The 25,050-nt window shown below is 73.7% G+C and carries 13 protein-coding genes and 2 pseudogenes; 8 read left to right on the plus strand and 7 right to left on the minus strand.

Features of this window, described 5'->3' with window-relative positions; translation table 11 throughout:
• Positions 1–14 precede the first annotated feature (14 nt).
• On the plus strand, positions 15–1,550 hold the full coding sequence (locus ACH4U7_RS43655; RefSeq protein WP_398533326.1) for a PH domain-containing protein: 1,536 nt from the start codon (positions 15–17) through the stop codon (positions 1,548–1,550).
• 18 nt (positions 1,551–1,568) lie between these two features.
• Here the strand turns inward: ACH4U7_RS43655 and ACH4U7_RS43660 are convergent, their stop codons facing one another.
• Positions 1,569–2,321, minus strand: coding sequence for a GntR family transcriptional regulator (locus ACH4U7_RS43660; protein ID WP_398533327.1), 753 nt, complete (start codon positions 2,319–2,321; stop codon positions 1,569–1,571).
• 133 nt (positions 2,322–2,454) lie between these two features.
• Here ACH4U7_RS43660 and ACH4U7_RS43665 point away from each other — a divergent pair, with 133 nt between their 5' ends.
• Complete coding sequence (locus ACH4U7_RS43665; RefSeq protein ID WP_398533328.1) at positions 2,455–3,234, plus strand: SDR family NAD(P)-dependent oxidoreductase; 780 nt, start codon at positions 2,455–2,457, stop codon at positions 3,232–3,234.
• 6 nt (positions 3,235–3,240) lie between these two features.
• Here the strand turns inward: ACH4U7_RS43665 and ACH4U7_RS43670 are convergent.
• Both ACH4U7_RS43670 and ACH4U7_RS43675 read right to left on the minus strand, forming a co-directional pair.
• Positions 3,241–4,897: pseudogene (locus ACH4U7_RS43670) on the minus strand (IS200/IS605 family accessory protein TnpB-related protein).
• A 164-nt stretch (positions 4,898–5,061) separates the two neighbouring features.
• Entirely contained in the window at positions 5,062–6,009 is a 948-nt protein-coding gene (locus ACH4U7_RS43675; RefSeq protein ID WP_398533329.1) for an RNA polymerase sigma-70 factor, read from the minus strand.
• 161 nt (positions 6,010–6,170) lie between these two features.
• On the opposite strand from ACH4U7_RS43675, the gene ACH4U7_RS43680 reads away from it, so the two are divergent.
• Positions 6,171–7,001: an alpha/beta fold hydrolase gene (locus ACH4U7_RS43680; RefSeq protein WP_398533330.1), complete on the plus strand. Its 831-nt coding sequence runs from the start codon at positions 6,171–6,173 to the stop codon at positions 6,999–7,001.
• A gap of 30 nt (positions 7,002–7,031) precedes the next feature.
• Here ACH4U7_RS43680 and ACH4U7_RS43685 read toward each other — a convergent pair.
• Positions 7,032–8,393: pseudogene (locus tag ACH4U7_RS43685) on the minus strand (DMT family transporter); the annotation flags it as partial.
• 47 nt (positions 8,394–8,440) lie between these two features.
• On the opposite strand from ACH4U7_RS43685, the gene ACH4U7_RS43690 reads away from it, so the two are divergent.
• The 5 genes from ACH4U7_RS43690 to ACH4U7_RS43710 all read left to right on the plus strand — a co-directional run bounded on the left by ACH4U7_RS43690 (position 8,441) and on the right by ACH4U7_RS43710 (position 15,528).
• Entirely contained in the window at positions 8,441–9,994 is a 1,554-nt protein-coding gene (locus ACH4U7_RS43690; RefSeq protein ID WP_398533331.1) for a PLP-dependent aminotransferase family protein, read from the plus strand.
• 95 nt (positions 9,995–10,089) lie between these two features.
• Positions 10,090–11,694: an alkaline phosphatase D family protein gene (locus tag ACH4U7_RS43695; protein WP_398533416.1), complete on the plus strand. Its 1,605-nt coding sequence runs from the start codon at positions 10,090–10,092 to the stop codon at positions 11,692–11,694.
• Between the two features lie 30 nt (positions 11,695–11,724).
• A complete protein-coding gene (locus tag ACH4U7_RS43700; protein WP_398533332.1) occupies positions 11,725–12,249 on the plus strand; it encodes a DUF1990 family protein in 525 nt (174 codons plus the stop codon).
• 149 nt (positions 12,250–12,398) lie between these two features.
• Positions 12,399–13,682, plus strand: coding sequence for a GNAT family N-acetyltransferase (locus ACH4U7_RS43705; protein ID WP_398533333.1), 1,284 nt, complete (start codon positions 12,399–12,401; stop codon positions 13,680–13,682).
• Between the two features lie 163 nt (positions 13,683–13,845).
• Entirely contained in the window at positions 13,846–15,528 is a 1,683-nt protein-coding gene (locus ACH4U7_RS43710; RefSeq protein ID WP_398533334.1) for a DUF885 domain-containing protein, read from the plus strand.
• A gap of 40 nt (positions 15,529–15,568) precedes the next feature.
• Here the strand turns inward: ACH4U7_RS43710 and ACH4U7_RS43715 are convergent, their stop codons facing one another.
• The 3 genes from ACH4U7_RS43715 to ACH4U7_RS43725 form a co-directional block, all read right to left on the minus strand.
• Positions 15,569–19,036: an AAA family ATPase gene (locus tag ACH4U7_RS43715; protein ID WP_398533335.1), complete on the minus strand. Its 3,468-nt coding sequence runs from the start codon at positions 19,034–19,036 to the stop codon at positions 15,569–15,571.
• Positions 19,033–20,214, minus strand: coding sequence for an exonuclease SbcCD subunit D (locus ACH4U7_RS43720; protein ID WP_398533336.1), 1,182 nt, complete (start codon positions 20,212–20,214; stop codon positions 19,033–19,035). The genes ACH4U7_RS43715 and ACH4U7_RS43720 overlap by 4 nt, the downstream gene beginning before the upstream one ends.
• 178 nt (positions 20,215–20,392) lie before the next feature.
• Positions 20,393–25,045, minus strand: coding sequence for a putative T7SS-secreted protein (locus ACH4U7_RS43725; RefSeq protein ID WP_398533337.1), 4,653 nt, complete (start codon positions 25,043–25,045; stop codon positions 20,393–20,395).
• Between the last annotated feature and the right edge of the window lie 5 nt (positions 25,046–25,050).

Raw genomic sequence — 25,050 nt, forward strand, 5'->3', positions numbered from 1 at the left:
GGCAGGATTTATTCATGACCGACACCTGGGAAGTGACCTGCCGTTCCCCCTGGAAGCGCCCCCTGTGGTTCTTCGTCGGGCTCGGGGCGGCCGGGGCGGGCCTGGCCGTGGTGCGCTTGGTGTTCTGGGGCGGGCGCTGGGATGTGGTGTGGTCAGCGGGCGGGCTGGTGCTCGCGCTGGTGGGCGTTGCGTCGCTGCGCGGTGTCACCGCCCGGGTGAGCGCTGACGCGCACGGCCTGCACACGCGGACACTGCTGCGCCGCCGGAGCGTGCCGTGGGCTGACGTCGCCGACCTGCGCGTACGTCTGAAGTACGCGAACACGCCCCGGGTCCAGGAGACCCGGGGCGTCAGCCTGGTGCTGCGCGACGGGCGTAAGCGGCTGCTGCCTCTGCCGCGGAGCTGGTCGCCCCAGGACCCGGACTTCGACGCGAAGCTGGACGCGCTCCGCGCACTGCACCGCCGCTACGGAGCGCCGGAGTCGAGCCACGTGCCCGTCGTCTCGTACCGCACCGCCGGGCGTGGCTGGGTCGGGTCGCTGAGCCTGTGTGCGCTGCTGGTGGCGGGCGGGTGCGTGGCCGCGTGGTTTGTGCCGGGGATGGTGTCGGACGAGCGGGCGTGGCGGTCGGCCACTCCGTGCACCGCCCGGACACCCGCCACCGAGCGCGACACGTGCGTGTCCACCCTGTCGGCCGTGATCGCGCGGACCGACGTCAACGGGCTCAAGCAGCCCAGTTGGCTGTACTTCACGGAGAGTCGGCCACTGGAGCGGCTTGAGGTCTCGAGCGATGCCGCCGAGGATTTCAAAGCTGGCGACAGAGTCGAGCTGACCGTGTGGCGCGGCCAGGTGAGGGAGGTCGCCGGAGAGGGGCATATGTGGCGCGAACACATCCCCGGCGCCGGGGAAGTGGCCGTCTTGGCGGCCGTGTTCGTCCTCGCCGCGGGCTACCCCGGCGCCCAGGTGCTGCTGCGGCTGCGCGGGCGCCGGTTGCCGGACGACGAAGTCCTGCCGTCGGCCTTTCCGTTCGCAGCCGCGCTCGCCGGTACGGCCCTGTGGTTGCTGCCGCTGTGCTATCTCCACCCCACGACCCTGTTCGCCTCCCCCGGCTCGATCACCTGGGCGGCCACGGGCTCGCTGGTCACGGTGGGCCTGTTCACCTGGGCCTGGCGCGCCACCCGGGTCCGTACGCCCACCGAGCCCCAGGCCACCGATGGTCCCGCCGAGCCGGAGACGGAGGCGTTCCTCGCCGCCCGCTTCCTGGAGCACACCGACTACAACCCGCACGGCTTCGGCACCCACATCGTCCTCGGCGGCGGCCCGCCCGCGGTGACACCCCACCCCGGCCCGGGCCGGTTCGCGGCGAAGCGGATACCGGTGGAACGGCTCAGCGTCGCGAACGTACGGCGCGCCCGGGGCAGCGATGGCGACACCGTCCCCCGCAGCTGGCACATCGCCGAACTCGACGACGCGGGCGAGCCGGTGCGCCTCGCGGCCGCCCCCGACGACTTGGTCCGTATCATCCGCGAGCTGGACCCCGCGAAAGCCCGGTAGCGGTCAGCCCGGTAGCGGTCAGCTCGCCAGGAGTTCCACGGCCGGACCATCGCCGAAGGTGAGGCGGCAGGTGTCGGCGCGGTAGGTGGCGACGGCCACGGCGACCGTGTGGCCGGCCGCGGTGTAGCGGGTGGTGACCACGAGGACGGGGGCGCCGGGCAGCCGGTCCAGTTGCTTGGCGTCGTCGGCGCGGGCGGAGCCCAGTTCGACGGACTGCTCGCGGCCTTCGAGCGCGACACGGCGCAGTTCGCGCAGGACCGCGCGGGCGCGCGGGGCGCCGGGCGGGGTGTCGATGGCGGTGAGGCCGGCGACGGAGTCGGACGGGACGTAAAGGAGCTCGGCGGCGATCGGCTGGCCGTGGCCGACACGGGTCCGGCGCACGGTGTGCACCAGGGTGCCGGGCGGTACGTCGAGGAGCCGGGCGACCGCGGCGGGCGGCTCCGCCTCCGTGCTGTCGACGGGCTGCCAGGCCGCGTCGTCGGCGTCGTCAGCGTCCTCCCAGCTGTGGGCCCGGTCGCCGACCGCGACGCCCATACGGGGCGGGGCGACGGTCGTGCCGACGCCCCGGCGGCGCTGCAGCCTGCCCTCCAGCTCTAGCTGTTCGAGGGCCTGCCTGAGGGTGGCGCGGGCCACGCCGAAGCGGGCCGCGAGCTCACGCTCGTTGGGCAGGATCTCACCGATCGCGAACTCCGAGTCGAGCGCTTCGCTGAGCACGGTCTTCAGGTGCCAGTACTTGGGCTCCGGCACCGTTTCGAGCTGCGTGGTCCCCACCCTGTCCTCCGCAACAGATCTGCGTGCTGATACGTGTGTTTCTTTATTAAAGGTTGTTGCAGTATCTAGTGCGACGATAAGGCGGCGCCCTGCCTTGGTCAAGACCAATCGACGGGCCGCCTAGGATGCGGCCATGACCTCAGACTCCTATCTCTCCGAGCTGTTCTCCCTGAACGGCCAGGTCGCCGTGGTGACCGGCGGCAGTTCAGGCATCGGCCGCGCCATCGCCGGGGCCCTGGCGCGCGCGGGCGCGAGCCTCGTCGTCGTGGCGCGCAGGGAGGCGGAGTTGACCGCCACGGTCGAGGAACTGACGGAGGATGGCTGCCGTGCGGCCTGGGTGAGCGCCGATCTGAGCACGCGTGACGGAGTGCGCGCGGCGGCCGAGGCGGCGGTCGCGGCGTTCGGGGAGCCCGACATCCTCGTCAACAGCGCCGGGATCAACCTGCGGCCCCCGATGAGCGAGCTCGGCGAGGACGTATGGGACACCACGATGGCGGTGAACCTGGAGGCGCCCTATCTGCTGGGGCAGCGGTTCGGCCCGAAGATGGCCGAACGGGGCTTCGGGCGGATCATCCACATCACCTCCCAGCAGGCGCACCGGGCGTTCGTACAGAGCGGCGCGTACGGCGTCTCCAAGGGGGCGCTGGAGTCGCTGGCCCGGTCACAGGCCGAGGCGTGGTCGCCGTACGGCGTCACCTGTAACACGCTGGTGCCGGGGTTCGTGATGACGCCGCTCAACACACGGCTGTCCGCCGACCCCCAGCAGGTGGCGGCGCTGGCCGCGCGCACGATGGTCGGGCGCAACGGCCTGGCCGAGGACTTCGCGGGCGCGGCGGTGTTCCTGGCGAGCCGCGCCTCGGCCTATGTCACCGGGCAGGCGCTCTTCGTCGACGGCGGGCTGTCCGTTCACTGACCGTTCCTAGTGCCGCATCAGCCAAGGTTTGCCCCGCTCGCCGCCCTGGCACGCACGCTCGCTGCGTTGGCCGAAAACCCGAGCTACCGCTGGGAGGTACCCCCTGGTCGCCCGCGTTCGCTCCGCTGCCGGGCGGCACGGATCTTGTCCGTGGTCCGGGGATGCGGGGGCGGGGTCCCTCACGCCGCCGGGTCTCCGCTCGGGCCTGGACAGTCCGATGCCCCGCACGATCACTCTGGTCGTGCGGGGGCGGTGCCGTCCGTCGCCGGATCGGGTGCCCGAGGGCGCGTCGCCCGATCGCGATGCTTGCCGCATCGTGCCGGGAAACCTTGCGGTTGCTGCTGGTCAGGGGCTGCTGCCAGTGCTGGGCGCCCCATCGGGAGGTATAAGCCGGGTCGACCGCGACGATCGCGACGCCCTGCTCTGCGGCCATCGCCACCAGCCGCGCCTTCAGCCGGGCGGTGGGGAACCGGGAGATGAGCCGACGGAAGCGCTTGTTGCGCCCGTGCTTCTCCCGGCACCGGCCATCGGTGAAGTGCAGGTCCTCGATGGCGATCGCCACCGCGCCGGTAGCGCGGGTGTGGTGCAGCAGCCTCGTGAGGGCGTGCCGGATCTGGGCATCCCGATGTGGGGCGGACCCGCTCAGGTCGTAGAAGAAGCGCCGGGGTTCGCCGACCGGATTGCCGTGCACATCCAGCCACCAGGCGGCCAGGTGATCGTCGTTCATTTCGACGGCGACCACGCCCTGGGCGAGCGCCGCCTGAAGCGGCAGTACAGGGCGGCCGCGCGCTGCCACGAGGCGGTCACATACCAGCGGCCGCGCGCCGGATCGTGGTGGATGCGGTAGGCCACCGCCCGGTTGTTCATGATCCGGTCGCGCCACTCCTCGCCCCGGTGCTGGAACGAGACGGTCGCCTCCAGCAGGTACCGGCCGTGTGGGGCGTTGGCCAGGTGGGCGAGGGCGGCGGGGAGTTTGAGAGAGAGCTGCCCGGTGTCGGTGACGCGGATGGTCTCGTTGCCGAAGCGTTTGCCGGACTCCCCGTCCGCGGCCAGGAACATCCGCGCCGCCCGCCACCGCTCCCGCCAACCCTGCGGGCTCAGCCCGGCCTCGCCGAGGTGGTGGCGCAGGCGCGCGAGCTGCTTGCCGCCGCGCACCACGTGCACGCGGCCCACAGCCCAGTCCGCCTCCACGCCCGCCAGCCGTTTCCGCAGGGCATGCAGGCGGCGGGACTTGGCATGCCACTCGGATCGCGAACGGTACCCGCGTGCCGGCCTCGCCTGCTTGTCCGCCTTCGCGCCCAGCGGACGCGCCAGCCGGGCCTCGATCCGTGCGATCTGCTCCCGCAGCCACGCCATCTCGGCCATCTGCCCGCGCCGGGCCAGCGCCCACTGATCATGCGTGGCTTTGGTGATGCTGCCCGCCCACCTGGCCGACGAGACCCCGGTCAGCTTCCGCTTTCGCACCGCCCACGTCTGACTGCCATGTTCCAGGCCCTGCCGGGAACGCACCGCAAGATCACCTGCGGCAAGTCCACCGAGGAATACCCCCCACCTTGGTCAGCACCGCCGCATCCGCCTCCGACACCCGCAACCGGGCCCGAACCGCCACCCCCGCCGGGCCGGGCACCACGAACGGCGCTGCCACCCCCCGCAGACCACCCACCCCGTCACCCCCGCCCGGTGCCGCACCATCTCGTCACCCCACCCAACGAACTCCAACCGCAAAGGTCACGCATTCGACAGGCAAACCCCCGTTCCCAACGGCCGGAACCCGTTCGTACGTCTCGGCCGCAGAACCAGCACTCACTCATGCTCGCGAAGGCGCAGTCATGCGCGGTCAAGCGGCAGCAATTTCGAACCCCCGTCACCGGGCCGCAACTCCGTCAGGTGTGTCAGCTTGTCGGGGTTGCGCATGATGTAAACGGCCTGGATCCGGCCGTCGGCCACATCGAGGGCGACGGCCGTGTCGGGCCGGCCGGCCGAGAACAGGATCATCGCGGGGCCACCGTTGAGCTCGGTGAAGATCAGCTGCGGGTCCGGGACGGCGATGTCCTGGCCCACCGCCGTGAGGAAGCGGGCGATCTTGTCCGCCGTCTCCATGATCCGCAGCGGCGCCTTGGACTTGCCGTCGGTGTCGCCGATCAGGCGGACATCGGGCGCCAGCAGGGCGAGCAGCCCCTCGAGGTCGCCGCCCTGCGCGGCGGCCAGGAAACGCTCCGTCAGATCGCGGCGCTGCCGCTGGTCCACCTCGAACCGCGGCTTGCGCTCGTCCACATGGCGCCGCGCCCGCCCGGCCAGCTGCCGCACCGCCGCCTCCGTACGGTCCAGGGCGGTGGCGATCTCCCGGTACGGAAAGCCGAAGGCCTCGCGCAGCACGAACACCGCGCGCTCCAGCGGGGAAAGCGACTCCAGCACCACGAGCACGGCCAGCGAGACGGACTCGACGAGCACCGCACGCTCGGCGGCGTCCGGGACGGTGTGGCCGAAGTCGGTGGCGATCGGCTCGGGCAGCCACGGGCCGACGTACGACTCGTGGCGGGCCTGCGCCTGCCGCAGCCGGTCGATGGCGAGCCGGGTGGTGATCCGTACGAGATAGCCACGGGGTTCGCGCACCGCCTCGCGGTCGGCCCCGGACCAGCGCAGCCACGCCTCCTGGACGACGTCCTCGGCGTCCGTCACCCGGCCCAGCATGCGGTAGGCCACTCCGGTCAGCAGCGAGCGGTGATCTTCAAAGACGTCCGTCGCGGCCCCGGCCGCGGTGTCAGAAGTGGCCACGCGGCCATCATCCCATCCCTGCCGGGGCCTGACCCGCACCGGGTCTACCCAGGGGTAACACCTGCTGACATCCTGTCTCGTAACGTCACCGCGTGAGTACGCGAGCACGCCTGTCGCCACGCGAGTGCGCCTGTCGCCCGGAACCGACGAGGAGCCGCCCTATGGCCGCCACCATCACCTTCCCCATCGACACGCCCACCGGGCGGCAGCCCGCGCGCGTCGTCTACGAGCGGCGCGGCACCGGTCGGCCCCTGGTGCTGCTGCACGGCATCGGACACCACTGGCAGGCATGGGAGCCGGTGCTGGACATCCTCGCCGTCGAGCGCGAGGTGACGGCCGTGGACCTGCCCGGCTTCGGGGAGTCCGCCGCGCTGCCGGACGGCGTCGGGTACGGCCTGGAGGACACGGTGCCCGTGCTCGCCGCGCTGTTCGAAGCGCTTGACCTCGACCGTCCGGACGTCGCCGGGAACTCCCTCGGCGGGCTGCTCGCCCTCGAACTCGGCCGCCGCAAGCTCGTACGGTCCGTCACCGCACTCAGCCCGGCGCGGTTCTGGAGCGAGGCCGAACGCCGCTACGCCTCCGGGGTGCTGACGGCCATGCGGGTGGGCGCCCGGGCGATACCGCTGCCGCTGCTCGGTCGGCTGGCGCGGACGGCGGCCGGGCGGGCGGCGCTGACCGGCACCATCTACGCCCGGCCCGGGCGGCGTTCAGCGCAGGCGGTGGTCGCCGAGGCGCGGGCCATGCGCGAGGCGGCCGGGTTCGAGGCCACCCTCGCGTCCGGGCGCGGCGCCACGTTCGCGGACGACGTCCCCGAGGTGCCCGTCACCATCGGCTGGGGCACCCGCGACCGGGTACTGCTGCCCCGTCAGGGCGTCCGGGCCAAGCGCGCGATCCCCGCGGCCCGGCTGGTCCGCCTCCCCGGCTGCGGCCACGTCCCCATGAACGACGACCCGGCCCTCGTCGCCCGCGTGATCCTGGACGGGAGCCGCTGACCCCACCATGTTCGAGCCCAGGGCCACGCCCAGGGCGACCAGGAGGCTGCCGGCCGCCTGCGCCGGGCCGTAGCCGCCCGAGCCGACGAGCGGTGCGGTCGCGGCGGCGGAGACCGGGATCAGGCCGGAGAACAGGGTGGCCCGCTCGGCGCCGATCCGCTGGACGCCTACGTACCAGCACACAAAGCCGACGACGGTCACCACGGCCGCCTGCCACAGCAGCGCCACCGCCTCGCCGCCGTCCGGCGCCCTCAGCCACCCCCCGCCGTCGAGCACCAGGCCGAGCAGCGCGGACTCCACGGCGGCGAGGCCGCAGGCCACGGCGGACAGCAGCCGGGGGCCGAGCGGCCGCAGGACGGGGACGGCGAGCACGGCGAACCCCACCTCCCCCGCCAGCGCCCCCACCGACCACAGCAGCCCGGCCGTGTCCGTACGCCCCCACCCCTGCACGGTGAACGCGCCCGCGGCCACCGACAGCGCCCCCGCGACCACCACCGGGGCCGGGCGCCGCCCGTCGAGCGCGGGCGCGATCACGGCGACGACCACGGGCGCGCAGCCCACGAACACCCCCGGCACCGCGGGCTCCGCGCTGCGCTCCGCCGCGAGCACGGCCAGGTTGAACCCCACCATGCCCACGGCCGCCAGCGCCGCCAACCGCCCCCACTGCCGCCCACTCAGCCCCCGCAACGGCCCCACCACCGCCTGCCCGCCACGCCCGGCGAGCGGCAACAGCAGAACGCAGGCCAGGCCATAGCGCAGCGCCTGGCCTCCCGCGTGCGGGTAGTGGCCGAGCACGCTGTTGGCGGTGAACGAGGCCCCGACCAGACAACACGCCACCCCCGCGAGCACCGCCCCCAGCAAGCTGTGCCGCGAAACGCGCCGCCGGCTGTCGCTACGGCGGACGCGCCGCTCCGTGCCGCCGCCGGCTGCCGGCCGGGCGCCGCCGCCCGACGCCCGCCCAGTCGCGACGGCCCCGGCGCTCAGCGCCGCGGGACACCCGCCACCGCCGAGCCCCGGCGTGTCGCGGGCCGCGGCGGCAGTCTCCCCGGGGGCGCATGCGGGGCCGCCCGCCGGGTCGGGGCCGGTGGCCGAGTCGGCTCGGCGCGCCGGGCCAACCACCTTGCCGTGGCCGGCCGGTTGAGCCCGGCCTACGTCACCGGCCAAGCGCACCCGACCGGCGCTGCCAGGGGCGCCATCCGCGCCGACGCCGCCTTCGGCGGCACCAGCGATGACGTCGGAGGTGGCGCGACCGGCAGTGGCTCGACCGACCTGGGCGTCCGGGCCACCGGCAGTGGCCGTTTCCGTATCGCGGCCAGGCGCGGTGGCGGCAGCCGTGGGCTCGGGGGTGGCGGCCGAGGGGGGCGTGTCCCCCGGGGGATCGCTTTGTTTCATGGCGCCGACGCTAGGCAGCCGATCGGTACCCTTTAAGGTCCAATCCGATGGCTGATTCACGGACCACTTCCTGGACCGCCGCCTGGGAGCTGCTGCTCCCCACCGCGGCCGCGCCGCCACGGCGGCGCGGGCGGGTGCTGCAGTCCGCGCTGCGCGAGGCGGTGCGCTCCGGGCGGATCGCCGCCGGGACGCGGTTGCCGTCCAGCCGGGAGTTGGCGGCCGACCTGGGGGTCTCGCGTGGGCTGGTGACCGACGCGTACGAGCAGTTGACGGCCGAGGGGTACCTCAGCAGCAGCCGGGGCTCGGGCACCTGGGTGAGCGGGGCGGCGCAGGCCGCGACGGTACGGGAGCACAGGCAGCCCGTCGCCGACGACGCGCCCGGGACCGGGTTTCTGCCCGGCAGCCCCGATCTGGCGCTGTTCCCGCGCGCCGCGTGGTCGGCGGCGCATCGGCGGGTGCTGGCGCGGCTGCCGCACAGCGGGCTCGGGTATCCGGATCCGCGCGGGCTGCCGGAGTTGCGGGCCGCCGTGGCGGGGCTGCTCACCCGCCGCCGTGGGGTGGTGGCGGATCCGGAGTGCGTGGTGATCTGCTCGGGCGTCGCGCAGGCCATGACGCTGCTGGGGTTCACGCTGGCCGGTCTTGGCCACCGGGCCGTGGCGGTGGAGGACCCCGGCAGCCCGGAGCACACCGCGCTGCTCTCGGCGACGGGCCTGACGGCCCTCCCCGTGCCACTGGACACGGAGGGCGTGTCCCCCGCCGCGCTGGCCGCGTCGGGCGCGCGGGCCGCCCAGCTCACCCCCTGCCACCAGTTCCCCTCGGGCATCGCGTATTCGGCGCGCCGCCGCCTGGAGTTGCTGGAGTGGGCGCGCGCCGTCGACGGGCTACTGGTCGAGGACGACTACGACGGCGACTTCCGCTACGACCGGGCGCCGGTCGGCGCGCTGCAGGGCCTCGACCCGGCCCGGGTCGCCTATGCCGGTTCGGTCAGCAAGTCGCTCGCCCCGGGGCTGCGGCTGGGCTGGCTGGTGATACCCGAACAGCTGGTGGACCTGGTCGTGGAGCGCAAGCGGACCATGGATCTCGGAAATCCGACGCTCGATCAGGCGCTACTGGCCGACTTCATCGAACGCGGCGACTACGACCGGCAGTTGCGGCGCTGTCAGCGCGCCTACCGGGAGCGGCGCGACGCGCTGGTCGCGGCGCTGGCCGAACACTTTCCGGGCACGGAGGTGACCGGCATCGCCGCCGGGCTGCATGTCATCGCCCGGCTGCCGCGCCGGTACGGGCCCCAGGCGCCCTTCCTGGAGCGCGCGGCGCGGGCTGGGGTGGCACTGCGCCCGCTCGCCGACTTCACGCACCGGCCCGGCCGTACCCCCGATCCCGCGCCCGCCGACCGCACCGCCTCCGGTGCCACGCCCGCCGACCGCACCGCCTCCGGTGCCACGCCCGCCGCCCGCGACGACGGCCTCGCTCCCGCCCGCGACGACGGACACGTACGTCTGGTGATGGGCTACGCCCATCTCTCCCCCGCCCGGATCGCCCAGGCCGTGGCCTTGATCGCCGATGGCGGGGCCCCGGGCCTTCCCGCCACCCCTCGGTGAGTTGTTCACTGTCCGTTCGAATGCGAGGCACCTGGCACCGATAGCAACGGGATCGCACACCGCACGGCGGTTCCATGAGCAACGGGAGGTTCGGCATGGCGCGGGAATCCGATAGAGGGGTTGGACGGCGGCAGGTACTGCGGGGGTCGGCGGCTGCGTCCGCCGGGCTGGCGCTCCCGGCGCTGGCGTCTTCGCCGGCGTGGGCGTCGGCCGCTGGGGCGTCGGCCGCGCCCGCGCAGGCGCTGTCCGGGCGGCCGAGCGCCCAGTGGGGCGTCCAGGTGGGCGACGTCACGACGTCCTCGGGCCTGGTGTGGGTACGGTCCGACCGCCCGGCCCGGATGGTCGTCGAGACGTCCGCGACCGAGTCGTTCGCGAAGGCGCGCCGCTGGCGGGGCCCGGTGCTGGGCGCCGGCAGCGACTTCACCGGCACCACCGCGCTGCACGGGCTGCCGCCGGGCACTCAGGTGCACTACCGGGTGCTGCTCGCCGACCCGGACGACCCGCGCCGCACCGGCGAGCCGGTGTACGGGACGTTCCGCACCGCGCCGGCCCGCCGCCAGGGGCTGCGGTTCGTATGGTCGGGCGACCTGGCGGGGCAGGGCTGGGGCATCAACCCGGACCTCGGCGGCTACCGGATCTACGAGGAGATGCGCCGGCTGGACCCGGACTTCTTCCTGTGCAGCGGTGACAACATCTACGCGGACGGCCCGCTGACGCAGAGCGTGACGCTGCCCGACGGCCGCACCTGGCGGAACATCACCACGGAGGAGAAGTCCAAGGTCGCCGAGACGCTGGCGGAGTACCGGGGCAACTTCCGGTACAACCTGCTCGATGCCAATCTTCGCGCCTTCAACGCCCAGGTGCTGACCATCGTCCAGTGGGACGACCACGAGGTGCTGAACAACTGGTACCCGGGCGAGATCCTCACCGACGGCCGCTACACCGAGAAGAACGTGAACGTGCTGGCGGCGCGCTCGCGGCAGGCCTTCAGCGAGTACTTCCCCATCTCCACGATGCGGCAGGACCCCGAGGGCCGGGTGTACCGGGTGCTGCGGCACGGCCCGCTGCTCGATGTGTTCGTGCTGGACTGCCGTACGTACCGCAACGCCAACTCCCCCGGCCGGCAGCCCGAGGACACCCAGGGCATCCTCGGCGCCGAGCAGCTGGCCTGGCTCAAGCGGGAGCTGTCGGCGTCGCGCGCGGTGTGGAAGGTGATCGCGTGTGACATGCCGCTGGGTCTCGTGGTCCCGGACGGGGCGACGGACTTCGAGGCCATCTCGCAGGGCGACCCGGGGGCGCCGCTGGGCCGCGAGCTCCAGATCGCGGAGCTGCTGCGGCACATCAAGCACCGGAAGATCACCGGCACGGTGTGGCTGACGGCGGACGTCCACTACACCAGCGCCCAGCACTACGACCCGTCGCGGGCGGCCTTCAAGGACTTCGCCCCGTTCTGGGAGTTCGTCTCCGGGCCGCTGAACGCGGGCGCGTTCCCGGCGGTGAAGCTGGACGGCACCTTCGGGCCGGAGCAGCCCTTCGTCAAGGCGCCGACCAGGGCGAACGTCTCTCCGGCCGAGGGCTTCCAGTTCTTCGGCGAGGTGGACATCGACGGGCACAGCGGCGAGCTGACGGTCCGGCTGCGCGAACTGGGCGGCACGGTGCTGTTCACCAAGGTGCTGCAGCCCGGGCGCGTCGGCCAGTGACGCGCGGGGCCGGGCTCGTACCGTACGGGCATGTCCCCAACCGGCCCCCTATCCCGTCTGACCTACCCGGAGACGGGCGCCACGCGCCAGTGGCCACTGCCCGCCGGCTACAGGCATCTCCGGGTGTCCGTCCCGGTGGGCCGCGGCCCCGACACGTTCGGGGCCGCGGGCCAGGCGGTGATGGACTGGCGGATGCACCGGGCGGTGGGGGTGTCGGTGCGCTGCTGGGAGCCGACCGCCGTGGCGGGCCTGCCCGTGGTGATCGGTCTTGGCGTGGGGTGGCTGCGGCTGCGCGCGCCGTGCCAGGTGGTGTGGACGGTGGCGGAGGCGACACGGACCGGCTTCGCGTACGGGACGTTGCCCGGCCATCCGGAGCGCGGCGAGGAGTCGTTCGTCGTCAGCCTGGAGCCGGACGGGGCCGTGGTGCTCACGGTGACGGCCTTCAGCCGCCCGGCGGTCTGGTACGCGCGGGCGGCCGGGCCGCTGGTGCCGCTCTTCCAGCGGGCGTACGCACGGCGCTGCGGGGCGGTGCTGCGGCGGCTGGCCGCGGCATGAGAACCTGAAGAAGCGGCATGAAAACCTGGAGAACCTGCCCGTCAACCACGTCATTCCAGACAAAACGGGTTTGATTCACAATTGCCCTCTTAACCCATCGGTCACAGTGCGTTTGTGATGGCGCAACACCCCTCGGCAAGAGTGGGTGCATGACCCACGCGACCCCTCACGACCACACCCGGCGACGCCCCCACGGCTGGCGGCTCGATCTGGTGGAGCTGGCCGCCCGATGGTCACGGCGCCACGGCCACGGCCCCGTCACGGACGGCCCCAACGGCACGAACAGCACGGACGGCGCACCCGACACGAACAGCACGGGCGGCGCACCCGACACGACCGCCACGAACGGCGCCCGGAGCGCCGACACCACCCTGTGGCGCATACGGACGACCGTACGGGACGAGCCGGGCACCCTCGCCGCGCTGTGCGCGGCGCTCGCCCGCCACGCGGTCGACATCCTGTCCCTGCAGACCCACCCGTTGGCAAACGGCACCGTGGACGAGTTCCTGCTCCGGGCCCCCGCCGATCTGCCGCCCACCGAGCTGACCGACGCCGTCACGGCCGGCGGCGGCCGGGACACCTGGCTGGAGCGGGCCGACGCCCACGACCTGGTGGACGCGCCGACCCGAATACTGTCCCTGGCCACCCGCACCGCCCTGGACGCCGCCGAACTCCCGCTCGCGCTGCGCCAGTTGCTGGGCCGCTGCACCATCCGGTCGCTGCCCGCCAAGTCCCTGACCGGCCGGCCGCTGGAGGGGGTGCCACCGGTGGAGGGCGTGCTGGAGGAGACCGTGATGCGGCTGCGGGACCCGTCCGGCGGCGCGATCACCATCGAGCGCCCGTATCTCCCCTTCACTCCGACCGAGTTCGCGCGCGCCCGCGCGCTCGTCGAGCTGGACGCCCGGCTGGGCCCGCGTGTTCCGCACCGCCACGATGTGCTGACGCTGCCCGAGGGCAACGAGATCACCGTGCGCCGGGCCGACACCCGCGACCTCGACGCGGCCCGCGCGATGCACCAGCGGTGCTCGACCGAGACGCTCGCCCTGCGCTACCACGGCCCGGTCGGCGACGCCGACCGCTACCTCGGCCACCTGCTCAGCCCGCGCTTCGGCCGCACCCTCGCCGCACACACCGCCTCCGGGCAGTTGGTGGCCCTCGGCCATCTGCTGTGGGACGGGGACGAGACGGAGCTCGCGCTGCTCGTCGAGGACGAGTGGCAGCGGCGCGGCGTCGGCGGGGAACTGCTGCGGAGGCTGGTCGCGATGGCCGCCAAGACGGGGTGCGACAGCGTCTACGCCGTCACCCAGTCGGCCAACACCGGCATGGTCGCGACGATGCGCGCGCTGGAGCTGCCGCTTGACTACCAGATCGAGGAGGGCACGCTCGTCATCACGGCCCAACTCTCGCCCGCGGTGGTCTCGTCGGGCGCGTAGCCGACCGCCGTGCGGGGCGGGGTACGACACAATCCGGGCACGACACAATCCGGGCACGACACGATCCGGGCACGACATGTTCCGGGCACGACATGATCTCGGTCAGGTACGTAACATCCAAATGCCCGTGACGCGACCCCGCCCGCCGTACGAGGATGACCGCATGTCCGACACCATTGACGCATCCCTGCCCCGCCAGGTGGCCGACGCCTACGTCGACGCCCTCATCGAACTCGATCCGATCACCGGCACCTACCTGGGTGTGCCCGAAAGCGCCCGGCGCCTGCCGGACTTCTCGCCCGCCGGGCAGGAGGCGCTGGCGGACCTCGCGCGCACCACCCTGGACCGGCTCGGCGAGGCCGAGGCGCGGCCCGGTGCGGACAGCGACATCGAGCGGCGCTGCGCCCGGCTGCTGCGGGAGCGGCTGACCGCCGAGCTCGCCGTGCACGAGGCGCGGGAACACCTGCGGGCGGTCAGCAATCTCCACTCCCCGCTGCACGCCGTGCGCGGCGTCTTCACCGTGATGCCGACCGAGACCGAGGACGACTGGGCGGCGGTCGCCGCGCGGCTGCGCGCCGTACCGGCCGCCCTGGAGGGGTACCGCGCCTCGCTCGCCGAGGGGCTGCGGCAGGAACTGCCCGCCGGCCCCCGCCAGGTGACCACGGTCATCGGGCAGCTCAACGAGTGGATCGGCACCGACGGCGGCTGGTTCGCCGACTTCGCGGCCGGCGGCCCCGAGGCGCTGCGCGCCGAGCTGGACGGGGCGGCGGCCGAGGGCACCGCCGCCTTCGCCACGCTCCGCGACTGGCTGCGCGATGTGTACGACCCGGCGGTCCAGGGCGCGCCGGACGTCGTCGGGCGCGAGCGCTACCGCACCTGGTCGCGCATGTGGAACGGCACGGACCTCGACCTGGACGAGGCGTACGCCTACGGCTGGTCCGAATACCACCGGCTGCACGCCGAGATGCGCGCCGAGGCGGAGAAGATCCTCCCCGGCGCCACCCCCTGGGAGGCGCTGCGCCACCTCGACGAGCACGGCCAGGCCATCGAGGGCGTCGAGGAGACCCGCGCCTGGCTGCAGGGGCTCATGGACCAGGCCATCGAGGCGCTGGACGGCACCCACTTCGACCTGGCCGAGCGGGTCAAGCGGGTCGAGTCGATGATCGCGCCGCCGGGCAGCGCGGCGGCGCCGTACTACACCCAGCCGTCGGTGGACTTCTCCCGCCCCGGCCGGACCTGGCTGCCCACCATGGGCGAGACCCGCTTCCCGGTGTACGACCTGGTCTCCACCTGGTACCACGAGGGCGTGCCCGGCCACCATCTGCAGCTCGCGCAGTGGGCGCATGTAGCCGACCGGCTCTCCCGCTACCAGGCCACCGTCGGCATGGTCAGCGCCAACGCGGAGGGCTGGGCGCTGTACGCGGAGCGGCTGATGGACGAGCTCGGCTTCCTCACCGACGCCGAGCGGCGCCTGGGCTACCTCGACGCACAGATGATGCGCGCGGTGCGCGTGATCATCGACATCGGTATGCACCTGGAGCTGGAGATCCCCGCCGACTCCCCGTTCCACCCCGGGGAGCGCTGGACGCCGGAGCTGGCGCAGGAGTTCTTCGGCCGGCACAGCGGCCGGCCCGCGGACTTCATCGAGAGCGAGCTGGTGCGCTATCTGGGCATGCCGGGCCAGGCCATCGGCTACAAGCTGGGCGAACGCGCCTGGCTGGCCGGGCGCGAGGCGGCCCGCAAGGCCCACGGTGACGCCTTCGACGCCAAGTCCTGGCACATGGCGGCCCTCTCACAGGGCTCGCTCGGCCTGGACGACCTGGTGGCCGAGCTCTCGGCGATCTGACGGGGTGAGGGGGCCGGGCGGACGGCGGCTCACGCCCGCGTCAGGCCCGCCCTCCCGCTCCGGCCGCGCCCTGGGCCGTACGGTGGCGCACCGCCGATCCGTCGCGGTCCTTCACCACCTCCAGCCGCACCGGGATGCGCTGGCGGAGGTCCGCGACATGGCTGACGATGCCGACCGTACGGTCCCGCTCGCGCAGTGAGTCCAGCACGTCCAGGACCTCGTCGAGGGTCTGCTCGTCCAGGCTGCCGAAACCCTCGTCGATGAAGAGGGTGTCCAGCCGGGTGCCGCCCGCCTCGTCCGTCACCACGTCGGCGAGGCCGAGGGCGAGCGAGAGCGAGACGAAGAAGGTCTCGCCGCCGGAGAGGGTGGCGGTGTCGCGCTCGCTGCCGGTCCAGGCGTCGATGACGTGCAGGCCCAGACCCGACCTGCCGCGGCCGCCCGTCCGGGCGTCGGAGTGCACGAGGGTGTAGCGCCCGGCGGACATGAGCCGCAGCCGGGCGCTGGCCGCGGCCGCGACCTGTTCGAGCCGGGCGGCCAGGACGTACGCCTCCAGGCGCATCCTCCGCTCGTTCTCGCCGGAGGTGCCCGCCGCGAGCGTGGCCAGGCGGGCGAGGCGGTCGTGCTCCTCGCGGAGCGGGGCGAGCCGGCGCGCGTCGGCGACGGCCTGGGCGGAGAGCCGGTCCAACTCCTGGCAGCGGGTACGGGCCGCCGCGTCCCGCGCCGAGCCCTCGCGCAGCGCGCGGGTGGCCGCGTCGGCCGCCGCCTCGGCGGCGGTGGGGTCGGCCAGGGGCTCCTGCGCGGCGGCGACCAGCTGCGGATCGGCCAGCTCGGCCGCGACGGCCGCGGACTCCGTCTGCCACTGCTCAAGGCGGTGCCGCAGCCCGCGCTGGTCCGCCGCGGGCAGTACGGCGCGGGCCGCTGCGTTCGGCGTGCCGAAGCCCGCGCGGCGCGCGGCATCGGCGAGCCGCGCCCCGGCCTCCTCCAGCCGCCGCGCGGCGGCCTCGGCCTCGCGGGCCGTCTCGGCGGCCCGGGACAGCAGCCCCGCGTGGCGCTCCAGCCGGGCGGCGCGCTCGGCCACGGTGGCGGCTCCGCCGCGGGCCCGCTCCACATCCGCCAGCAGCCCGGCCCGTTCCCGCAGCAGGGCCTCGCGCCGTGAGGTGCGCGCGGCGGCGCGCCGCTCGGCTTCCTGCCGCTGGGCCAGGCGCCGGTCGTGCTCTTCCTCGGCGTGGGCAAGCGCCTCGCGCGCGGCGTGGCCGTCGGCCCCGGCGCCGCGGGCCTCGGCGAGGGCGGTCTCCAAGTCGGCGACGGCGCGGTCCAGTTCATCCGCGGTGCCGCCGCCCGCGGCGGCCTCCGCGCCCGCCAGCGCCTCCCGCAGGGACTGCAGCCCCCGCTCGGCCTCCTCCCGCCCGGCCTCGGCCCGCCGGTAGGCCGCCAGCGCGGCCTCCTCCGCCGTACGGTCCACATGGCCGGCGCCCGGGCGTGCGGGGCGGGGGTGTTCGGTCGCCCCGCACACCGCGCACGGCTCGCCCGCGCTCAGCCCCGCCGCGAGCTCGGCGGCGATGCCGCGCAGCCGCCGGTCCTTGAGGTCGAGCCAGGTCTCGTGCGCGGCGGCGGCGTCTTCGCGGGAGCGCAGCAGGCGCTGTTCCGCCTCGGTGGCCTGCCCGGCCAGGACGTCCCGCCGCCGGGCGGCCTCGAGGCGCTGCCGGGCGGGGGCGAGCTGCCCGGCGAGCTGTTCGGCCCGGGTGACCGCGTCCTGCGCCGCCTCGACACGCCGCGTATGCGCCTGGCGGGCCGTCTCCCACCCGGCGAGCCACTGCCCGGCCTCCTCGATCGCCTCCTCGTCGGCCCGCGCCTGCCGGTCGAGCCCCGCGACCTCGGCGGCCACCTCCCCGGCCCGCAGCTCGGCCCGCCGCGCCGCGCCCAGCGACCCCAGCTCCTCCCGCAGCCGCCGCTCCTCAGCCGCCAACCGCGCGGCGTCCACCCCCGCGAGCCCCGCCGTTCTCACGCGCGCCCGGGGCTCCTGCGCGGAGCCCACGCCCTGCGCCCCGCGCGTCTCCGGGCCCTCACCCGCAAGGCCAGACGCATCGCCGCGGCCCCGGAAGCCCTGCTCCGGCACCGTGAATACCTCGCGCGCGGAGTCGGCCTCCCCCTGCCCGTCAAACGCCTGCGGCCCTCGCAGGTCGGTGGTCGGCCGTTCACCGGCGGCGTCCGGCCGTGGCGGCACCGCGGCGCGCTGCCCGGAGTCGTCATCCCCCGGGTCCGGCCGGTCGGCGCCCGAGCCCGAGCCGGGCGCGGAACCCGTCGGCTCGTCCGCGCCACCCGCGCGTCCCGCGCCCGCCGACGGGCGCTCGGCCCCCGTGCGTGGGCCCGGGAGTCCGATCTCGCCGGGCGCGGGGGCGTCCGCCGAGTCCAGTGGCTCGAGTTCCAGGCCGGGCTCGGCCGCCAAGCGGCCGCGGGCGGCGCGCTCGGCGGTGGTGGCGGTGGTGTGGTCGCGTTCGGCGGTGGCGTGGAGGTCCAGGGCGGGGACGACGGCGTCGGCCGCGCGGGCCTGCTCCAGTCGGGCGCGGGTCTGGTCGTACTCGGCGCGCCGGCGCTCGAGCTCGTCGGCGCGGTGGCGGGCCTCGGCGTGGCGGCGCTGGAGGCGGGCGCGGTCGCGGGCGGCGTCGGCGGTTCGGCGCGCGGCCTGGTGGGCGATTTCGGTGGCCTCAAGCGCCGCGACCGCGATGTCCTGCCGCTCGCGGGCGGTCGTACGGGCGATGGCGGCCCACTCCAGTACGGCGTCGGCCAGCCCCGGTTCGCCGGGGGCGAGGTCCGGCAGCGCGTGGTCGCCGGGCCCGGCGGCCTGGGACATGCGGTGGGCGAGGGCGAGCAGCCGTTCGTCGCCGCCGACGACCTGCTTCTCCGCCGCGCGCCGCAGCTCGGCGAGGCGTTCCTCGACGGCGGCGAAGCGGCCCGTGTCGAAGAGCTTGCCGAGCAGCTTGCCGCGGGCCATTTCATCGGCGCGCAGGAAGCGGGCGAAGTCGCCCTGGGGCAACAGCACCACCTGGCAGAACTGCTCCTTGCTCATGCCGAGCAGCTGTGAGATCTCCTCGCCGATCTCCTGGTGGGAGCGGCTGAGCGCCTTCCATTCCCCGGCTCCGGGGAGGTATTCGCGCAGTCGGCTCTGCGCCTTTTCGCGCGTGGTGCCGGTGCCGCGCTTCTTGGGGCGTGGCTGTTCGGGGCGGCGGGTGATCTCCAGGCGCCGTCCGCCGACGGTGAGTTCGAGGACGACCTCGGTGGGGGTGTGCGGATCGGCGTGGTCACTGCGCAGGGACAGCCCGCTGCCCTGCCGGGCGCCGGGGACCTGGCCGTACAGGCCGTAGCAGACCGCGTCCAGGACGGATGTCTTGCCCGCGCCGGTGGGCCCGTGCAGCAGGAAGAGCCCGGCGGACGAGAGCTCGTCGAAGTCGACCTCTTGAGTGGTGCCGAAGGGCCCGAAGGCGGTCATGGTGAGGCGGTGCAGCCTCATCCGCGTGCCTCCCCCGCGGTCTCGGCCGGTTCGGACTCACTCGCCCGTACGGCGTCCAGGGCGGCGCCGAGCACCGCGCGCTCGGCCTCGTCCGGGCCGCGCCCGCCGCGTACATGGGCCACGAAGTCCTCCGCGATCTGCCGGTCGGTGCGGCCGCGCAGCCGCTGTGCGTACGAGGCGAGCGGATCCTCGGGGGCCCGCTCGGGGTCGAACACCAGGCTCAGCAGGTGCGGGAAGCGCCGCGCCAGGCGGGGCATCGGCTCGTGCGGGCGCGCGGGGTCGGTGAGGGTCGCCTCGACCCAGGCGTCCTCGTACCGGTCCAGGTCCGGGTCGGAGAGCAATGCATCGATCCGGCCCCGGATCCGGGCCAGCGGGCGGGGCACCGGACAGTCGACGCGCTCGGCGGCCAGGGTGCCGCCGGGGCCGAGGTCGACGAGCCACATGGACTTGCGGTGCCGGGCCTCGGAGAAGGAGTACGCGAGCGGCGAACCGGAGTAGCGGATCCGTTCGGTGATGGCCTGGCTGCCGTGGAGGTGCCCGAGCGCCGCGTAGTCGACGCCGTCGAAGATCTCGGCGGGGACGGAGTCGACGCCCCCGACGGTGATGTCGCGTTCGCTGTCGCTGGGCGCGCCGCCGGTGACGAAGGCGTGCGCGAGGACGACGGAGCGGGTGCCGGGCGGCCGGGTGGCGAGGTCGGCGCGGACCCGGTCCATGGCGGCGCGCAGCACCGCGGGGTGCCCCGCCGACTCAGCGCCCAGTGTCTCCCGTACGAGCGCGGGCTCGAGGTACGGCAGTCCGTAGAGCGCGATGTCGCCGTGGTCGTCGGCGAGGACGACCGGGGTCGCGCACCCCGCGGGGTCGGTGCGCAGATGGATGCCGGCCCGTTCGATCAGCCCGGCGCCGACGCCGAGCCGCCGGGCCGAGTCGTGGTTGCCGGAGATCATGACGGTCGGCACGCCGAGGTCGGCGAGGCGGTGCAGGGCGTCGTCGAAGAGCTCGACGGCGGCGAGCGGCGGCACGGCCCGGTCGTAGACGTCACCCGCGACGAGCACGGCGTCGACCTGCCGCTCACGTACGGTCGCGACCAGGTGGTCGATGAACTCCCGCTGTGCCGAGAGCAGGTTCACCCGGTGGAAGGACCGCCCCAGGTGCCAGTCGGATGTGTGCAGAAATCTCACAGCCTCGCCCCGACCCGCACACTCGTAACCTTCCCGCCGCGGGCTCCCCGCCCCTGATTCCTGTCACCGCGCCGGACCCGACCCGCGTCCGGGCCGTCGGCACCGCCCTACCGTAGCCCTATCGACCGATCCGCCACCGGCACACCCCACGGAACCGCAGGCCCCGGCCCGCCCCGGCCTACTTCCAGCCGCTGTCCGGGAAGTGCGGCGCCGTGAACGGATGGATCGTCTTGTAGTGGTCGGTCGTCCACCCCATCACCTTGCGGCCGTCGGGGAGGGTTTTCACCAGAATGCGAGCTTCTCCTATGTTCTTCGCCCCCGGCACCGCGTATTCCTCCGCACCCGCCCATGGCCTCTCGTGCGGGGCGTGGGTCCCTTCGAACACCTGCGGCTGGCCGGTGTGCGGATCCCGCTGGTGGATCCCCCTGCCCGCCCTGATCTCGTCGTAGGCGGAGACGAATGTCTTCGGCAGCCCCTGCGGAAGGGGATCCGACAGCCGTCCCGGCGACTTGTTGTAGTCGGGCGCGAGACCGAGCGGGTCGCTCCAGGTGTGGGGGTTGTGGACGTAGGCGGCCGGGTTGGGCGCGGGGGTCAGCCCCAGGGGGTCGGGGCTGGCGTAGCGGGCGGTCTCCGGGTCGTAGTAGCGGTGGACGTTGTAGTGCAGCCCGCTTTCGGGGTCGTAGTACTGGCCGGGGAAGCGCAGCGGGGTGTACGCGCCGCTGCCGCGGGGCCAGGTGGTGGTGCCCCACAGGGTGGTGCGGGTGCGCCAGGCGATCGCGCCGCTCTCGTCGACGAGTTCGGTGGGGGTGCCGACCAGGTCGGTGACGATGGCGAAGAAGCGCCGGTCGACCTCCCGCGCTCCGGTGGCGTCGGTGATGCGCTCGGACTGGCCGACGGGGTGGAGGCCGTCGTGGTCCCAGGTCATGACGATCTTGCCGGGGCCGCCCGGCGCGGTGGTCGTCTGCTCGACGAGAGTGGTGTCGTCCCAGGTGAAGTCGGTCCGCTCCACGACCGTTTCGCCGTCCGCGGCCAGCCGCTGCTTGGCGATGCGGCGGCCGAGCGGGTCGTACAGGTAGCGCCACACCGTGCCGTCGGGGGTGGTGAGGGAGGTCAGCCGGTTCTCGGCGTCCCACGCGTAGCGCCAGGTGTCGGGCTTCTTCGACAGCCGGTTCTTCTGCCGCAGCGTGATCCGCCCGGCCGCGTCGTGTTCGTAGCGGACCCGGCCGGCGCGGGTGATGCGGGTGCCGGTGTACGCGCGCTCGCCGGTGGCCTCCGCACCGGGGTGCTTGTCCGGCCAGGACGCCTGGGTCTGGTTGCCCGCCTCGTCATAGGCGTAGGTCTCGCTCCAGCGCTGGGCGTGGACCGCGGTCACCCGGCCGACGGCGTCCAGCTCGAAGGTGCGGCGGCCGCGGAGCGCGTCGTCGACCGCGGCGAGGTGGTCGTCGGCCCGGTAGGTGTACCCGCGCCGCTGGACGGTTCCGGCGGCCGGCCCGGTCAGGGCCTGTTCGGTGAGCCGGCCCTTCAGGTCCCAGCGCTGGGTCAGGGCCAGTTCGTCCCCGATGAGCCGGGTGGTCTCGCGCCCGACGGCGTCGCGCTCGAAGCCGAGGGTGTGGCCGGAGGCGGTGAGGGTGGTGCGGCGGCCCGCGGCGTCGTAGGCGTAGCCGGTGGTGGCTCCGCCGGGGGTGGTGCGGCGGATGCGGCGGCCCAGCGGATCGTACCGGTGGGTCAGGACGCGCCCGTCCACCATCTCGCACTTCACCTGGCCCAGCCGGTCCCGCTGAAGGACGATCTCCGCGTCCGGTCCGGCCGCCGAGATCAGGCGCCCGACCATGTCATAGCCGTAGCTGGTGGTCCGTCCGGCGGCGTCCTTGGTGACGATGCGGCCGAGCACATCCCGCTCGAAGGCGATCCGCTCGCCCAGCGGCGTGGTGCGCGCGATCAACCGGCCTGCGGCGTCGTGCTCATAGCGGATCGTACGGTCGTCGAAGTCGGTCTCGGAGATCAACCGGCCCGCCGGGTCGTACTCGTAAGCCCAGGTCAGCCCCTGGGGACCGGTGACCTTGGCCAGCCGCAGCTCGGCGTCGTGCTCGAACTCGTAGCGCGCCCCGCCCGGGCCGGTGCGCGCGGTGAGCAGGTCGAAGTGCGTGTACTCGTACGAGGTCACCCCGCCGCCCGCATTGACGTGGTGGGTGCAGTTGCCCTCGCCGTCGTACGTCCATGCCTCCTGGCTGCCGTCGGGGTCGATACGGCGCAGCAGCTTGCCCTCGACCGACCACTCCATCCGGGTCGTCGCGCCGAGCGGATCGACAACGGCGACCGGGCGGCCGAACGCGTCATGGCGGCAGATGGTGACCGCGCCCAGCGGATCGGTGATCTCCACGGGCAGGCCGGCCGGGTCGCAGCGCACCCGGGTGGTCTCGTCCAGGGCGTTGCTGACCGAGGTCAGCCGGCCGAGGTCGTCGTAGGTGTAGCGGGTGGTGGCCCCGGCCGGGTCGGTGACGGCGAGGCGGTTGCCGCGTTCGTCGTAGGCGTAGGTCTGCGTGGTCCCGTCCACGCCCGTGATGGAGACGGGCAGGCCCAGGTCGTTGTGGTGGATCGTCGCGTGCTTGCCGTCGGGGCGGGTGATGGTCTCCAGTCGGCCGTGCTCGTCGTAGGCGTACGCGGTGCGGTGGCCGAGGGCGTCGGTGTGGGCCAGCAGCCGGCCGTGGCGGTCGTATTCGGTGCGGGAGTACGCGCCCAGCTGGTCGATCTCGCCGACGACCCGGTATGCCTCGTCGATGAGGTACTTGAGGGTGTGGCCGGCGGCGCTGGTGACGGTGGTGATCCGGTGGCCGGTGCGCTGGTCGACGCCGTGGTAGTCGACGCGGATGGAGACATGGCCTTCGGTGCCGCCCTCGGCGATGCAGCGGTGAAGGTTGTCGTAGACGTAGTCGTAGCGGCGGTCGTTGGTGTCCGTCCAGGAGATCACCCGGCGCTCGTCGTCGTACTCGAACCGCAGCGGCAGACCGGAGGAGTTGATGACCTCGGTGAGGTTGCCGTCGGTGTAGCCGTAGCGGAGCACCGTCATATCGGAGCCGTCGGGGGCGGCGCCCGCCAGGCGCAGCGCGGTGATCCGGCCGTCCCGCGTCGTGAACTTCAGGTGGTAGCCCGCCGAGTGCACGATCTCGGCCGGCGTGCCGTCGGCGGCGTAGTGGAAGCTGATCCGGTTGCCGTTGCGGTCGTGGATCTCCTCGATGGGCGCGATGCCGTCGGCGCCACTCGCGGGCGCCGTGAAGCGGTAGGTACGGCCGGTGTCCCGGTCGGTGACGGTGTAGTCCCCGTCGACGGTGCGCTCCAGCGGCCAGCGCGCAACGCCCGCCTTGGGCAGGGTGGGCAGGTCGGGTGCGGGGTGCGGATAGTCGAGCAGCCGTCCGTCCTCGCAGACGAACACCACGCCCTCGGGCCCGATCTCCAGATGCTGGTCGGCCGTACTCGACCACGACGGCCCGAACCACCGCCCCGCCCGGTACCCCGACTCGACCCGTCGGTGGAACTCCAGCGGCAGCACACCGGGCAGGGTGATGTCCGTCTGCGGCAGGAACATCCGGCCCGTCGCGAAGTCGATCGGGTCCGACCCCTTGGTCTCCTTCACGCCGTCGGGGGTGCCGCGCCCGTGGGGTCCGCCCTCGTCCAGGAGGCCACGGCCCGGCGGCTTCAGCTCGGCCGCGCGCCTGCCGAGGGTCGCGACCTTCTTGATGCTGCCGAGTCCCTTGGTGCCGATCAGCTCGGGCACGAGCCGCCCGAGCCCTTCGGAGGGGTCCTTCTTGAAGGTGTCCCACATGTCGCCCAACGTCCCCAACGGGTCGTTGGACATCCGCACCAGCCCGGCGACGGTGCTGTTGAGATTGGTGACGTACTCCGCCGGATGCGTGAGGTTGTACGGGTCCAGCGGGTTGATCTGCCGCGCGAAGTTGGCGATGCCCGCGGTGCCCTTGACGATGCCGCCGACGAAATGCGAAGCGTCCAGGTTGAGCCCGTTCAGGCCGTCCATCAGCTGCTTGCCGTACGAGGGCTTGGCCGGCGCCTTGTCGCGCGCCGTCTCCACCGCGGTCTTCGCTGCCGTATGGGCCTCGTTCCGCTGCCGCCGCGCCTCGCTCAGGATGTCCCGGGCGGCGGCGAGGTCAGCGGTGCCCGGGTCGTGGAACTCCCCCGGCTTCTCCGGCAGCGTCGACTTGTCACGCTGATCCTCGGGCTTCGCGTTGTACGCGTCGACCGCCTTGTTGTACGCCGACACCTTGTCGTTGTGTGCCGACCGCGCGTCATCGGACGACTTCTTGCCCTTGTTGTAGCGCGCGATCGCGTCCTCGGCCTGCTTCTGCGCCCACGCCACCGTGCCCGCGAAGCTCTCCAGCGACGCGGCCGCCTTCTCACACGCGTCCGCGGCCGTGAACCACTTCTTCGGCTCGGCCGACACGCTCTCCCGGAAGGAGTCCGCCGACTTGCCCTTGAGATGGGCGGCGTCCAGCCCCTGCAACCCCTTGCCCACGTTGTTGAACGCGGTCTGGAAGTCCTTCAGATGGCTCGCCGTGGAGCGGAGCTTGTCGGGGCTGCCGTGCACCAGCTTCTTCGGGTCCTCGGTCTCCCCGAGCTGCATCTCGTCGACGTCCGCACCCAGCGCGTTCGCCACCGAGTCGGACTTGTCCCGGACCCAGTCCGCCCCGCTCTCCCAGCCGACGTCATCCAGCCGGTCCGCGGTCCAGTCCCCCACGTCGTCGACGACCTCGCCGACATCTTCGACCCGGTCCTCGACCCAGTCCTCGACGAAGTCCGGAACGAAATCCCCAAAACCCATGGACG

This window comes from Streptomyces sp. NPDC020845 (assembly GCF_044334165.1).
Lineage (GTDB): Bacteria > Actinomycetota > Actinomycetes > Streptomycetales > Streptomycetaceae > Streptomyces.

Bases quoted from the DNA above. Each gene is read 5' to 3' on its own strand.
- ACH4U7_RS43655 (WP_398533326.1), top strand. From the start codon at position 15: ATGACCGACACCTGGGAAGTGACCTGCCGTTCCCCCTGGAAGCGCCCC.
- ACH4U7_RS43665 (WP_398533328.1), top strand. From the start codon at position 2,455: ATGACCTCAGACTCCTATCTCTCCGAGCTGTTCTCCCTGAACGGCCAG.
- ACH4U7_RS43680 (WP_398533330.1), top strand. From the start codon at position 6,171: ATGGCCGCCACCATCACCTTCCCCATCGACACGCCCACCGGGCGGCAG.
- ACH4U7_RS43690 (WP_398533331.1), top strand. From the start codon at position 8,441: ATGGCTGATTCACGGACCACTTCCTGGACCGCCGCCTGGGAGCTGCTG.
- ACH4U7_RS43695 (WP_398533416.1), top strand. From the start codon at position 10,090: ATGGCGCGGGAATCCGATAGAGGGGTTGGACGGCGGCAGGTACTGCGG.
- ACH4U7_RS43700 (WP_398533332.1), top strand. From the start codon at position 11,725: ATGTCCCCAACCGGCCCCCTATCCCGTCTGACCTACCCGGAGACGGGC.
- ACH4U7_RS43705 (WP_398533333.1), top strand. From the start codon at position 12,399: ATGACCCACGCGACCCCTCACGACCACACCCGGCGACGCCCCCACGGC.
- ACH4U7_RS43710 (WP_398533334.1), top strand. From the start codon at position 13,846: ATGTCCGACACCATTGACGCATCCCTGCCCCGCCAGGTGGCCGACGCC.
- ACH4U7_RS43715 (WP_398533335.1), bottom strand. From the start codon at position 19,036: ATGAGGCTGCACCGCCTCACCATGACCGCCTTCGGGCCCTTCGGCACC.
- ACH4U7_RS43725 (WP_398533337.1), bottom strand. From the start codon at position 25,045: ATGGGTTTTGGGGATTTCGTTCCGGACTTCGTCGAGGACTGGGTCGAG.